At 41.1% G+C, this 12,843-nt stretch carries 10 protein-coding genes and 2 pseudogenes; 3 read left to right on the top strand and 9 right to left on the bottom strand.

From position 1 onward, the window contains the following. The 5 genes and pseudogenes from ACHUFA_RS08720 to ACHUFA_RS08700 all read right to left on the bottom strand — a co-directional run. Positions 1–698 (bottom strand): annotated as a pseudogene (locus ACHUFA_RS08720) (type VII secretion protein EssC); the annotation flags it as partial. Continuing rightward, positions 695–889, bottom strand: a complete 195-nt coding sequence (locus ACHUFA_RS08715) for a hypothetical protein (protein ID WP_222350223.1) — start codon at positions 887–889, stop codon at positions 695–697. The pseudogene ACHUFA_RS08720 and the gene ACHUFA_RS08715, both read right to left, overlap by 4 nt. Positions 890–954: 65 nt before the next feature. Further along, positions 955–1,128, bottom strand: a pseudogene (locus ACHUFA_RS08710) (WXG100 family type VII secretion target); the annotation flags it as partial. Between the two features lie 171 nt (positions 1,129–1,299). Continuing rightward, positions 1,300–3,291: an excinuclease ABC subunit UvrB gene (uvrB, locus tag ACHUFA_RS08705; RefSeq protein ID WP_394405587.1), complete on the bottom strand. Its 1,992-nt coding sequence runs from the start codon at positions 3,289–3,291 to the stop codon at positions 1,300–1,302. A 97-nt stretch (positions 3,292–3,388) separates the two neighbouring features. Further along, the gene (locus ACHUFA_RS08700; RefSeq protein ID WP_394405585.1) at positions 3,389–4,312 is read right to left on the bottom strand and encodes a CPBP family intramembrane glutamic endopeptidase; all 924 of its coding nucleotides are present in this window, start codon (positions 4,310–4,312) and stop codon (positions 3,389–3,391) included. 164 nt (positions 4,313–4,476) lie between these two features. On the opposite strand from ACHUFA_RS08700, the gene ACHUFA_RS08695 reads away from it, so the two are divergent. After that, positions 4,477–6,687, top strand: coding sequence for an ABC transporter substrate-binding protein/permease (locus tag ACHUFA_RS08695; protein ID WP_394405583.1), 2,211 nt, complete (start codon positions 4,477–4,479; stop codon positions 6,685–6,687). Further along, on the top strand, positions 6,687–7,427 hold the full coding sequence (locus ACHUFA_RS08690; RefSeq protein WP_222347993.1) for an amino acid ABC transporter ATP-binding protein: 741 nt from the start codon (positions 6,687–6,689) through the stop codon (positions 7,425–7,427). Before ACHUFA_RS08695 ends, ACHUFA_RS08690 begins: the two co-directional genes overlap by 1 nt. A 17-nt stretch (positions 7,428–7,444) precedes the next feature. On the opposite strand, the gene ACHUFA_RS08685 is transcribed toward ACHUFA_RS08690, so the two are convergent. Beyond that, positions 7,445–7,942 carry a P-loop NTPase family protein gene (locus tag ACHUFA_RS08685; protein WP_394405581.1) on the bottom strand — a complete coding sequence of 166 codons (498 nt, stop codon included), beginning with the start codon at positions 7,940–7,942 and terminating at the stop codon, positions 7,445–7,447. A 266-nt stretch (positions 7,943–8,208) separates the two neighbouring features. On the opposite strand from ACHUFA_RS08685, the gene ACHUFA_RS08680 reads away from it, so the two are divergent. After that, positions 8,209–9,714: an ATP-binding cassette domain-containing protein gene (locus ACHUFA_RS08680; RefSeq protein ID WP_394405579.1), complete on the top strand. Its 1,506-nt coding sequence runs from the start codon at positions 8,209–8,211 to the stop codon at positions 9,712–9,714. 102 nt (positions 9,715–9,816) lie between these two features. On the opposite strand, the gene ACHUFA_RS08675 is transcribed toward ACHUFA_RS08680, so the two are convergent. From ACHUFA_RS08675 to ACHUFA_RS08665, 3 genes are all read right to left on the bottom strand, one after another. Then, complete coding sequence (locus tag ACHUFA_RS08675; RefSeq protein WP_394405577.1) at positions 9,817–11,355, bottom strand: sensor histidine kinase; 1,539 nt, start codon at positions 11,353–11,355, stop codon at positions 9,817–9,819. A 79-nt stretch (positions 11,356–11,434) separates the two neighbouring features. Continuing rightward, positions 11,435–12,130 (bottom strand): response regulator transcription factor, encoded by a 696-nt coding sequence (locus ACHUFA_RS08670; protein ID WP_222349407.1) that lies wholly within the window; start codon positions 12,128–12,130, stop codon positions 11,435–11,437. A gap of 139 nt (positions 12,131–12,269) precedes the next feature. Beyond that, positions 12,270–12,800, bottom strand: coding sequence for an isoprenylcysteine carboxylmethyltransferase family protein (locus tag ACHUFA_RS08665; RefSeq protein WP_222349404.1), 531 nt, complete (start codon positions 12,798–12,800; stop codon positions 12,270–12,272). Between the last annotated feature and the right edge of the window lie 43 nt (positions 12,801–12,843).

Genomic DNA, 12,843 nt, shown 5'->3' with positions numbered 1-12,843 from the left:
TCAACTCTTCTCTGTACAATGTAACCAATCGGTGAGGTCATCTCGTGGTGCAAGGGAACATTGTGAACATACCGATAATGAAGAAGGAGTTCTTTTAGCTGTTGTCCTGCTTCTTCATTGTATTTTGTTAATTCAGAATCGTTGTAATCAATACTGAAACTTGGATTTACTTTTCCTAATCCTAATTGATAAGATAGGAAGGCAAAATAATAAGGTGTCTTTTCATAAACACGTCGATCTGTTTTCTTAGCCATTTCAAGCATGGTCTTAGCAGATGGATAATGATACAACAAGGCGTTACGTTGCTCATCATGTAACCGAGCCAACTCCTCATATTTACTGTCCAGATAAACAGAATAGTCATCCAGCTTTTTAGCTTGTTTTGACTTATGACTCTTTTTATCCGAAAAATAAGAATGGACAGATGTAAAAATCGTGATGACAGACATCCACATCATCATAAATATCATACCACCACCTGCTGACATAAAATACATGATGGTGGTAAATCCAATCATCGCGATTGGGATAATCAATAATTTTAACAGGGATTGTTTTGATAATTCTTCGTCCGTCGGAGCAGAAGCAATGCCGACCTTCCCATCTGGTTCACGCAAGATGATGCGAGGAGAACGATGAAATTCACTTGCCCGATCTTCTTCTCTTTCTACTTCATCCAACTGTATGAGCTCAGTCACGAAGGGGGCAAACTAGCAATTTCTAATAACTGGCCTCTTAAAATCAGCTGATCGTTCTGTCTCAAAGAAACCGCTCCCTCCCTTTTCACACCATTGATGTAAGATGTCGGTTTTACAATCCTAAAATAAGTCGCACCTCCAGCTGTTGCAACTAACAGACTAGACATGAGTACTAATAATTTTCTGTTCATTCCTACCATATTCCTCCTAGTAAACAAAAAATGAAGCTGGGAAACTCCCCAACTTCATTAAATCATTAATTTAGACCAAAGCTGCGAGAAAGGTCTTGGTCATTTTGTTGCATTGCTTGAGCAGTTTTATCAAGTTGTGTATTGATTTGTTGCATCAACTCTGCAAAATTTTGAACTTTTGGTTTCAGCTCATTAAACTGATTATCAAAACCTTGGAAAGCTACACCTTCCCATTCAGAACGAAGGGGATCTTACAATCTTTGTAAGTTATTTAAAATTGTTGTAATGTCGTTAGATCCTTTTCCATACTCACGCGCTCGAGATTGAAGGGTTTCAGGTGATACTCAGATTTGTGACATAAGCTGTCTCCTTTAAGTTTTATTTCAGTCTCTTCCTCTGTAAACACACTCTCAATCCATGGCCTTCAATCCCAAGACCAGGTCACGGATTTGGGCAGCCAGTTCAAAGTCAAGCAACTCGACGGCTTCCTGCATTTGTTTTTGGAGTTTTTTGATAGCTTCCTTGCGCTCGGATTTGTTGAGAGCTGAGTAGTCCACCACTTCTTCTTCGCTGTCCTTGCTTGCTGCCTTGGTAACAGAGATGAGGTCCCGAATTTCCTTTTTAATGGTTTGTGGAACAATGCCGTGCTCCGCATTATAGGCCATCTGAATTTCCCGACGGCGAGCCGTCTCATCCATGGCACGACGCATAGAATCAGTAATCTTGTCCGCATACATAATCACATGTCCCTCACTGTTGCGAGCTGCCCGACCAATGGTCTGGATAAGGCCACGTTCATTTCGCAGGAAACCTTCCTTGTCAGCGTCCAAAATGGCAACCAGAGAAACTTCTGGCACATCAATGCCCTCACGCAACAAGTTAATCCCAATTAAGACATCAAAGACACCCAAGCGCAGGTCGCGGATAATCTCGGTCCGCTCCAAGGTCTTGATATCGCTGTGCATATACTTGACCTTGATCCCCATTTCTTTGAGGTAGTCGGTCAAGTCCTCAGCCATTTTCTTGGTCAGAGTCGTAATAAAGGTCCGCTCACCCTTGAGGCTCCGTTCCGTAATCTCACCCAGCAAATCATCCATTTGTCCCATAGTCGGACGAACTTCCACTTCAGGATCCAAAAGACCTGTTGGGCGGATAATCTGCTCAATGACAGTGTCTGTTTGCTCATTTTCATAGTCGCCCGGAGTCGCTGATACATAGACAATCTGGTGGACATGGCTTTCAAATTCTTCACGGCGCAGCGGACGATTGTCCAAGGCTGACGGTAGGCGGAAACCGTAGTTGACTAGCATTTCCTTGCGGGCTCGATCTCCATTGTACATGCCCTTAATCTGTCCCATGGTCATGTGGCTCTCGTCAATCATAATAAGGAAATCTTCTGGGAAGAAGTCCAGAAGGGTATAAGGTGGTTCTCCTTCAGAACGTCCATCCATGTGACGAGAATAGTTTTCAACTCCATTGGTGTAGCCCATCTCACGCAGCATTTCCACATCATACTCTGTTCTTTGGCGAATGCGCTGCGCTTCAATCAACTTACCTTCTGACTCAAAAAGTTTGACCTGCTCTTCCATTTCCGTCACAATCTTCTGAATGGCGGCTTCCATATGCTCATCATTGGTCATGAAGTGGGTAGCAGGGAAGAGAACCAAGTGCTCTACTTCACCAAGATTTTTTCCTGTCAGACTTTCAATTTCACGGATACGGTCGATTTCATCGCCAAAAAACTCCACACGAAAGGCGTGTTCGTCACGAGAAGCTGGGAAGATTTCCACTACATCTCCTCGAACACGGAAACGTCCACGCTGGAAGTCAATGTCATTGCGCTCAAACTGAATATCGACCAGTTGGTTGAGCAATTGGTCTCGAGAAATTTCCTGACCTGGACGAAGACTGACTGCTGAATCCGCATATTCTTTCGGAGAACCCAAACCGTAGATACAAGAAACAGAAGCTACCACGATCACATCATTGCGTTCTAACAAGGACGAGGTCGCCGAATGGCGCAATTTGTCAATCTCATCATTGACCGAACTATCTTTTTCGATATAGGTATCTGACGATGGCACATAGGCTTCTGGCTGGTAGTAATCGTAGTAGGATACAAAGTACTCTACCGCATTGTCAGGGAAAAATTCCTTGAACTCACCATAAAGCTGACCTGCCAAAGTTTTATTGTGGGCGATGACTAGGGTTGGTTTATTGACCTTGCTGATAACCTGACTCATGGTATAGGTCTTACCTGTCCCTGTTGCTCCAAGGAGGATTTGCGCCTTCTCTCCGCCCTCAATATTGTCCACCAACTGGGCAATAGCTTGAGGTTGGTCGCCTGATGGTTCATATTTTGACACCAGCTTGAAAGGCTGGTCTGTTCGTCTATCAATCATAATGTTCCTCTTTATTCTTGCATATCATTAGCACTATTGTACCACAGGGGTTGAATAATTAAAAAAATCGGCTATGAAAACCGATTTCCTTTCTATATTATAAACTAGATTTTTCCTTTTTTAATGCCCTCCACAAATAAAGAATGGCTAGAAGTTCAACAAGGCAGGAAAATAAACTGCCTTCCGTCCCAAAGCCACCGCCGGAAATCCATTCGGGACTGCTTGTATTGACCGCAAAATGCAAAATGCTCTTTCCAGTTTCACCACCACTGACGGCGATTCCGTAAAGATTACCTTGGGTGAAATTCCAAGCAGCATGCAGAGCAGCCACACCCCAGATATTGTCTGTTTTCAACATATAGAGCGCCATCATGATACCAGATAATATCAAACCCACTAGCGACAAAAGAGTAACATGGCTATTTCCCAAATGCATGAAACCAAATACAGAACTAGACACCCCTATAGCTACTGCCAAATTGGTTCGACGATAGATTAAGGGAAGCAACCAACCACGTGTCAGAAGTTCCTCGGTCCCTCCTTGAATAAACCACAAAGGAACAAGAGACAAGACAAATCCTAGGCTAGCAGCGCTAACATCAACACCAGTAAAGGTCAAGCCACCAAAAGCAAATGATAGGAGCATTGCTGCTGAAAACAGACCAGTCCCGACTAGCCAGCCCATGCCGATTTCTTTCAGAAGCCCTCTCTTCATCTTGAAAAATCCTAGGCTAGATAGTGGACGACCTTCCACAAATTTGACCCAGAGCATGAGTCCTGCTGCCACGAAGGCAAAAAGAATCAACTGGACATGAGGGCTGGATAAAATCCCCATAAGATCTAGGCCATTTACAATCTCTGCTGTTACCAAAACTACTGACAAAATCCCTATCAGAATTCCTCCAACCATATTTCCAGCCATAAAGAACACTTCCACCATAAGGCAGGCTAAGATTACAAACAACCAGCTCGGTAGCCTATCATACAAGGCAGTCGGTGCAGCTAACATTTTCTTTTTCATTTTTAACCTCCTAGTTTTACATACTTTTGAATTAAACAAATAATACAACTATACAAATAAGTTGTCAATATTATTTTTCATGTTATATTTTCTAACACGCGTGATTTGCATTTGTCTGAAAATTCTGCTATACTAATAAACATATCATCAGAAGGAGATTTGAAATGAAGAAAAAATTATTTATGCTTTTGGCAACTATTCTGCCAGCATTCTTTCTTTTCACCGGTGTAAAGGCAGACGATACCATCGATATCGCATTTGATTCAACCTATGCACCATTCGAGTTCAAGGACTCAGATCAAGTATACAAAGGCTTAGACGTTGATATTATCAATGAAGTCGCAAATCGCTCAGGCTGGAAAACTAACCAAACCTTCCCTGGCTTTGATGCGGCAGTCAATGCCGTCCAATCTGGACAAGCAGATGCACTCATGGCTGGTACAACGATCACGCCTGCTCGCAAAAAGGTATTTACCTTCTCAGATCCTTACTTTGACACAAAAATTGTTGTCGCAACACGTAAATCTGACACTGTTTCTAAATACAAAGAATTGAGCGGAAAAACAGTCGGTGTTAAAAATGGAACTGCTGCCCAAGCTTTCCTTGATGAACATAAAGAAAAATACGGCTATTCTGTCAAGACATTCGACACTGGCGATACTATGTACAATAGTCTTTCTGCCGGCGCTGTCGATGCGGTTATGGATGATGAAGCCGTTATCCAGTACGCTATCCAACAAAACCAAGACTTAGCTATCAATATGGCTGGTGAAGCAATTGGTTCATTTGGATTTTCTGTCAAAAAAGGCAGTAAGTATGAGTATCTTGTAAAAGATTTCAACAAAGCCTTAGCAGCTATGAAAGAAGACGGCACTTACGATAAGATCATGAAAAAATGGTTGGGAAGTGCTGTCACAGAAAGTGCAACTAAAACTGGATACGGTTCAGCATTGAGCCTATCAGGTGATGCTATTGCAAAAGCGACTCCTGTAAAAGCTGCTTATGTCGTTGCATCCGACTCATCATTTGCCCCATTTGAATTTCAAGATGAATCTGGTAAATATGTCGGAATTGACATGGAACTCTTGAAAGCCATCGCTGAAGAGCAAGGCTTCACTATTACCATCCAAAACCCAGGTTTTGATGCAGCTCTTAACGCTGTTCAAGCTGGTCAAGCCGATGCGGTCATCGCTGGCATGTCTGTGACAGAGGAACGTCAAAAAATCTTTGATTTCTCTGACTCTTACTACACATCAAACATCTTATTAGCTGTTAAGAAAAATAGCAAGATTACTTCTTACGAAGACCTTAAGGGTTTGACTGTTGGTGCTAAAAACGGCACTGCATCTTACGCATTCTTTGAAAAAAACAAAGAGAAATATGGCTATAATTTGAAACCATTTGATGAAGCTTCATCGATGTATGACAGCTTAAATTCTGGTTCAATTGACGCCCTCATGGATGATGAAGCTGTTCTCCGTTATGCTATCCAACAAGGTCGCAACTTTGATACACCACTTGCAGGTGAAAAATCTGGTGAATATGGATTTGCTGTTAAAAAAGGAAGCAATCCTGAATTAATCCAAATGTTCAACAACGGTCTTGCTGCTCTTGTAAAATCTGGCAAATACGATGAAATTCTGAATAAATACTTCAACGATTCAAGCGATGCCGGTTCATCAAGCAAATCAAGTTCAACAGTTGACGAGTCAACTATTCTCGGACTCTTGAAAAATAACCATGGACAACTTCTCTCAGGTCTTGGTATTACAGTTGGTTTGGCCCTTCTCTCATTTGCCATTGCCATTGTCATCGGGGTTATTTTCGGTATGTTCGCTGTTAGCCCATTCAAGTCACTCCGCGTTATCTCTTCTGTTTTTGTTGATGTAGTACGTGGTGTTCCATTGATGATTGTAGCAGCCTTCATATTCTGGGGTATTCCAAACTTGATTGAATCTATGACTGGTAACCAATCCCCAATCAACGACTTCGTAGCAGGTACTATTGCCCTCTCACTCAACTCAGGTGCCTACATTGCTGAAATTGTTCGTGGTGGTATTCAAGCCGTACCAGCTGGACAAATGGAAGCTTCACGTAGTCTGGGTATTTCTTACAATACAACCATGCGTAAGATTATCTTGCCACAAGCAGCAAAGCTCATGCTCCCTAACTTTATCAACCAATTCGTTATCACTTTGAAAGATACAACAATCATCTCTGCTATTGGTTTGGTTGAACTTTTCCAAGCAGGTAAAATCATCATCGCCCGCAACTACCAATCCTTCCGTATGTATGCAATCTTGGCGATTATCTACCTTGTGGTCATTACCCTCTTGACTCGCTTGGCACGTAAACTTGAAAAAGGAGGCAAATAATGGCTCAATTAAAAATTAATGTAGAAGACTTGCACAAGGCTTACGGAAAAAATGAAGTCTTGAAAGGTATTTCTACAAAATTCTATGAAGGCGATGTGGTTTGTATCATCGGTCCTTCTGGTTCTGGTAAGTCAACCTTCCTTCGTACCATGAACTTGCTTGAAACCATTACAAGTGGTCATGTCATGGTAGACGGATTTGACTTGACAGATCCTAAGACAGATGTGGACACTTTCCGTGCCAATGTCGGCATGGTATTCCAACATTTCAACCTCTTCCCTCACATGACTGTTTTGGAAAATATCACTTTTGCTCCAATTGAACACAAACTCATGGACAAGGCTGAAGCTGAAAAAGTCGGTATGGAATTGCTAGAAAAGGTTGGTCTCGCTGACAAGCGAAACGCCATGCCAGACAGCCTCTCAGGTGGTCAAAAACAACGTGTAGCCATTGCACGCGCTCTTGCCATGAACCCTGACATCATGCTCTTTGATGAGCCAACTTCAGCCCTTGACCCAGAAATGGTCGGCGACGTTCTCAACGTTATGAAGGACTTGGCTGAGCAAGGTATGACCATGTTGATCGTAACACATGAAATGGGATTTGCCCGCAAGGTAGCTAACCGCGTTATCTTTACAGACGGCGGTGAGTTCCTAGAAGACGGCACTCCAGAACAAATTTTTGACAACCCACAACACCCACGTCTCAAGGAATTCTTAGACAAGATCTTGAATGTCTAATACACGAGAAAAAGCCCTTAATTGGGCTTTTTGATTTGTTCTAAAAATTGTATCGCTTCTTCTCGGTTGGTAAATTGATACATATCTTTGTCAGCATGACTGCTCAGTAAGGTCATAATTTGCGGACGGCTATTTTTGGGAAAATCTCTCACAAATGCTAACAAATCCTGATCCAACTCTTCTTCAATCCAAGGCATATCTGGACTAGCTTGCCCTACCCTATCTCTAATTCCAGCCAGACAAACCACAACTGGATAGTCCAGAAAAATAATAGTATCACAAGCTGCAAACCGCATTTCTAAGGTCGAACCGTAGTTCCCGTCGATAATCCACTCCTCTTGCTTCAACACACTTTCTTGTCGCTCAAAAAAGAGGTCACTAGAAACAGTCGTCTTATTTGCATTCCAATTGAGCATATCTAAGTGGAACAAAGGAAGTTTTGTAACTGCTGCTAATTTTCTAGAAAAAGTTGACTTGCCCGAACCTGGACAGCCAATCACGATCACACGTTTCATTGCTTTCCTCCGCTACCATTTTATCATCTCCCAATTGCATTTTCAATCATTTTTGCTATACTAAAACTAGAAAAAACACGGAGGTACGGTGCAGTGATCAAGTAAGTCTTTGTCATTCTCTTTGTAAAAAGGATGACTTTCTAGTAGGAAACTGTCTAGAGAGACTTATTTGTGTGCGCTGTATCTGCCGATTCATCGGTCTTTTTGTGCATGTAAGCGAACTCTACTAGACAGTAGGGTTCTTTTTACGCATCAAGGAGGCTCTTATGCTACAACTAAAACATCTTACGATGATTCAAGAAAAGGATTTGCATACTCTGGTGGAGAATTTATCTGCCACCATACAAATCGGAGACAAATTAGCTATTATTGGCGAGGAAGGCACAGGAAAATCTAGTCTCCTTCAAGTCATTTACAATCCAAACTTGGTGACAGATTATCTAAAAATCGAAGGAGAAATCATCAACCACTTCTCTTCCATGGCTTATCTTCCTCAACTATTGCCTGCTGAAGAGGCCAATAAATCTCTGTCTGACTTTATATTTGATGATCTTGATTACACTACTTTTGACTTTAATCTCCTCTATCAACTTGCTGGACAGTTGCAATTTGATAGCCAGCGCTTGGATAATCAAGAACAAACTGTCTGTCAATTATCTGGTGGCGAAAAAATCAAAATCCAACTCCTCAAAGTGCTGGCTGGGCAATCTGATTTGCTACTGCTTGATGAGCCGTCTAGCGACCTAGATATGGAGACCATTATTTGGTTAGAAGACTTCATTCAGCAGAGTCCCCTGACCATCATCTTTATCTCACACGATGAGGAATTGCTAAAGAAAACAGCCACCAAACTCATTCATCTAGAACAAATCAAGAAAGGGAGCCAAGCACGTTCTCGCTTTATTGCACAAGATTATCAAAGCTACCAAGAGGAAAGGCAGGCAGGTCTCATCAGACAAGAACAGCTGGCGCGCAAGGAAAGAGAAGAACAGGCTGACCGCCTTCAAACCCTGCATCAAACCAAATCTGCCGTCCGCGATGCGCTTGTTAAAACCAAAAATGACTCAGAAGGTCGCCTTCTTGCTAAGAAAATGAAAAATCTTCTCTCCCGAGAAAATCGTTACTTACGTGAAGCGGAACAATTTACCGAACTGCCTGATAATCCGGATACCATTGGCTTGTTTTTTGATCAAATTGATGCTCTTCCTGCGCAGAAGGTTTTACTAGATTTCTACCAAGAACCGCTCATAACAGGGCAAGAAATCTCTCTGACCATTTTAGGACAAGAAAAGTTAGCTATCACAGGACAAAACGGAGTAGGAAAAACCTTGTTATTGAAGAAAATCAAAGACAAACTGTCGCAAAATCCTCACATTTCACTGGGCTATATGCCTCAGGATTATGTAGAGGAACTAAAGCCAGATTGTTCTACACTTGAATTTCTAGCACAACAGGATAATCCTGAACGAGCACGCACACTCTTAGCCAGTATCAAATTTACCCGTCAAGAAGTGGAGCTTCCCATTTCACAACTGTCCGGTGGGCAAAAAGCAAAACTTTTTCTGGCAAAAATGGTCTATCAAAAAAATAATGTCATCATCCTAGACGAACCTAGTCGCCACTTCTCTCCGACAGCTATGCCAGAAATTTATCGCTTACTAGAAAATTTCTCAGGTTGTCTCATCACCGTTCCCCATGATCGTCATTTTATTGAAAACGTCTGTTCATCTACTTATCGGCTAACTGCAAGTAAGCTAGAAAAATTGCACTAAAAAAGAGCTTGGAATACTCCTTCCAAGCTCTCCTTGTTTTATATAAGTTAGTAGCCTACTCCCCCCAAACTGGTAGAAAAGATGGCTATCTTGCCATTGTTTTTAAGCTCCTTCAGAGAGTGGCAAAGTCAAGATAAAAATCTTCTTATAGGGCTGAACATTTTTAACTTCCAAATGGATACTTCCACCATGCATAGTGACAAAACGTTGCACGATTGCGAGTCCAAGCCCCGTTCCACTCTTATCCGATGAGCGTGCCGTATCGCCAGTAATAAATGGTTGGAAAATAGTATCAATCAATTCTTCTGCAATTTCCACACCATCATCAGCCAATATAAACTTCAGCGTATTTTCTTCGTTTCGAATACTTAGAAAAAGAGTTGTCCCTGGTGGATTATAGCGGATAAAATTACCTAGGAGATTGTCCAAAATACGGTTGTATTTCAACCTATCTAGCTCAACGAAGTAGGATTTTTCTGGAATATCTACTTCTAAATGATAGCCTTGGAGAGTCAGTTCGTCATAGCGCTGCGCTAGGTAATGACGAAGGTACTCACAAAAATCAGTTCTCTCTAATTTTAGTTTGAAATCAGGATGCTCTGCTTTACTGAATTCGTGGAAGGAATCAATCAATTCGTTTAACACGCTCGCCTTGTAATAAATGACCTGCATGTACTGGGCACGTTTACTTTCGGCGACAAGATTGTCACAAATCGCCTTGGTGTAGCCAAGAATAACTGTAATCGGTGTCTTCAAATCATGAGAAATCGCAGCCAACATTTTTTGCTTACTTCTTTCCAATTCTTGGCGCTTCATTTCGCTTTCCTGCAATTCCGAAGAAACCTTATCAAAGGTTGCAAGGATTTCCTCAAATTCTCTTGGAACATAACGGTTTTCACTCAGGCGATTCTCTCTTGAATAAGGAAACTGTTGGATTGCTTCTTGCAAAAGAGACAAAGGGCCTGCTATTTTCCGATGAATACGAATCGTAAAGAGAATAAGAATGAGAATAAAGAGAACCAACAATGAGCCGATTGCTATATAATTTTTTTGTAGAAAGGCTTCTGTCTCAGCGTCATCATCATAGGGAACAAAGAAAACAATAGTCATCTTTTTTCCTTGTTTCGTCATAAAATGATACTTATACAAATGGTAGTCCGAAAGCAATTCCTGCGTCATAATATTCAATTGGCGCTGAGTAAATTGCGTGGGCCCATTTTTGTCAGCAGATCGCAGAACTTTAAAATTTTCATCCAGTAAATAAGAAAACTCTTCCTTTTCTAGCGCAATTTCTCCTGCTAAGTATTTTCCACCAGCATCTTTATTCTTTTGTATCAAATATCTGGTATGACCTAGCTCATCTTGGTACTTTTGCGATGAATAGTAGTAATAAGCCGAGTAAGGCAACATGACATCCAATTCATCATCTGAAAAAATTTGCTCCTGGTCTGAATTACTGGTATAAACTAACCCCTTTTTTTCTTCAAAAACTTCATAGTAGCGACCATGTTGTGTGAAGGAAGTAAAAAGGGAACCCGAAAATTTTTCATCCTCAAGACTCGGTTGGATTTTTTGGATGCCTTGAACACCGACACCATGATTTAAATTCGCTAGTAGATAGACAGATCCACCTAACCACACAATGGTTCCTAATAGTATTAGAAAGGTATAAATTATAAAATGGCTTAAGAGGATTTTTATCAGGGTTGACGAAGATTTTTTAGTGGTCTTTTTCAATTTTGTATCCTATTCCACGAAGGGTCTTTATATAGAGAGGATTTTTACTATCATCTTCAATCTTATCCCGAAGATTAGAGATGTGGACAATAATTGTCGAGTCATCTCCTTCAATATACTCTCCGTTAATCATTTCATATAATTCAATTTTGGTAAAAATAGTCCCTGGTGCACTCATCAAGGTTTGAAGCAACTTGAATTCCGTAGCGGTTAATTTTATCAGCTCACCGTTTTTGGTTAGAGTTGCTCCCTTGGTATCCAAGATCAATTCACCCACTACAAGCTGTGTCAAATCAACTTCTTGAGGCGTATTTAAGGTATAGGAGCGACGCAACTGCGCCTGAACACGAGCAACAACTTCAAGTGAATTAAAGGGCTTACTAATGTAGTCATCTGCTCCAATATTGAGCCCTAAAATCTTATCTGCATCCTCTGACTTAGCTGATAAAATGATAATCGGAATCGTGCTTTCTTGACGCATCATCCGTGTGAGGGCATATCCATCTACTTTTGGCATCATGATATCAACAATGGCTAAATCAATATTTCCTTCTTTGAAGACATGATAGGCTTCCTCTCCATTTCCCGCTAAAATGACTTCAAAGGAGGAGCCTTCTAGGTATAGTTGGAGCAAGCTCGCAATATCTTTATCGTCTTCTGCAATGAGTATTCGGTGCATTCTCTGTCCCTCTTTCATGGTAATAGGATAATCTGTCTATTTGGCTTGTTTATCATTTCGTTACAAATTTAAAACAAACCTCATCTCATCTATTTTACCACTCTTCGGGCTTGGAGTGACTACCTATGTGTATGGAAAACTATTTTTTTACCCCATTTTGAAGGAGAACGGTTTGAATCAAGTGATTTTCTTCCTTAATTCGTAGGAAAAGCACATAAATATAGAACGGTGAAACAAGCATCAAGGTCCACCATGCATGACTCAAAAGGACTAAACCAAGTAACTCCGGTAAAATATTCAAGAAATAATTAGGATGTTTTACGGTCTTAAAGAGCCAATGCGGATTGTACAAATGATTCTTTGCAATCATCAATTTTACAGTCCAGATACCATCCAGAAGATGAACTACCAGATGCAACATCCACATGGCACAGCCTAATAAGACAAGACCAAGCAAGCTAATTCCATCAAAAGAACTTGTCCCAAAACAGGCTTCTAGGAAACAACCTAGATAAAAGAGAATATGTAAAATGGTAATCCATTTACTAACGGCTTGACCGTATTCAACACCACCCTCAGCTAAAATACGTGCCTCATTTCTCTTTGAAATTCGCAAGTAGTAGAGTCGAATGATGAATACAGCAATAATAATAACCAAACGATAGAGCATATTTTTTCTTTTCTAATCTCTCATAAATCTAGTTGCAGGAATC

The sequence above is a fragment of the Streptococcus hepaticus genome, assembly GCF_043656315.1.
GTDB lineage: Bacteria > Bacillota > Bacilli > Lactobacillales > Streptococcaceae > Streptococcus > Streptococcus hepaticus.
The sequence above is the reverse complement of the archived record's forward strand: the minus strand, read 5'-3'. Positions and strand labels throughout refer to the sequence as shown.

What these genes read in the sequence shown, in the direction of transcription:
- ACHUFA_RS08690 (WP_222347993.1), top strand. Translation starts at nt 6,687, where the DNA reads ATGGCTCAATTAAAAATTAATGTAGAAGACTTGCACAAGGCTTACGGA.
- ACHUFA_RS08680 (WP_394405579.1), top strand. Translation starts at nt 8,209, where the DNA reads ATGCTACAACTAAAACATCTTACGATGATTCAAGAAAAGGATTTGCAT.
- ACHUFA_RS08670 (WP_222349407.1), bottom strand. Translation starts at nt 12,130, where the DNA reads ATGCACCGAATACTCATTGCAGAAGACGATAAAGATATTGCGAGCTTG.
- ACHUFA_RS08695 (WP_394405583.1), top strand. Translation starts at nt 4,477, where the DNA reads ATGAAGAAAAAATTATTTATGCTTTTGGCAACTATTCTGCCAGCATTC.
- ACHUFA_RS08715 (WP_222350223.1), bottom strand. Translation starts at nt 889, where the DNA reads ATGAACAGAAAATTATTAGTACTCATGTCTAGTCTGTTAGTTGCAACA.
- ACHUFA_RS08685 (WP_394405581.1), bottom strand. Translation starts at nt 7,942, where the DNA reads ATGAAACGTGTGATCGTGATTGGCTGTCCAGGTTCGGGCAAGTCAACT.
- ACHUFA_RS08665 (WP_222349404.1), bottom strand. Translation starts at nt 12,800, where the DNA reads ATGCTCTATCGTTTGGTTATTATTATTGCTGTATTCATCATTCGACTC.
- uvrB (WP_394405587.1), bottom strand. Translation starts at nt 3,291, where the DNA reads ATGATTGATAGACGAACAGACCAGCCTTTCAAGCTGGTGTCAAAATAT.
- ACHUFA_RS08700 (WP_394405585.1), bottom strand. Translation starts at nt 4,312, where the DNA reads ATGAAAAAGAAAATGTTAGCTGCACCGACTGCCTTGTATGATAGGCTA.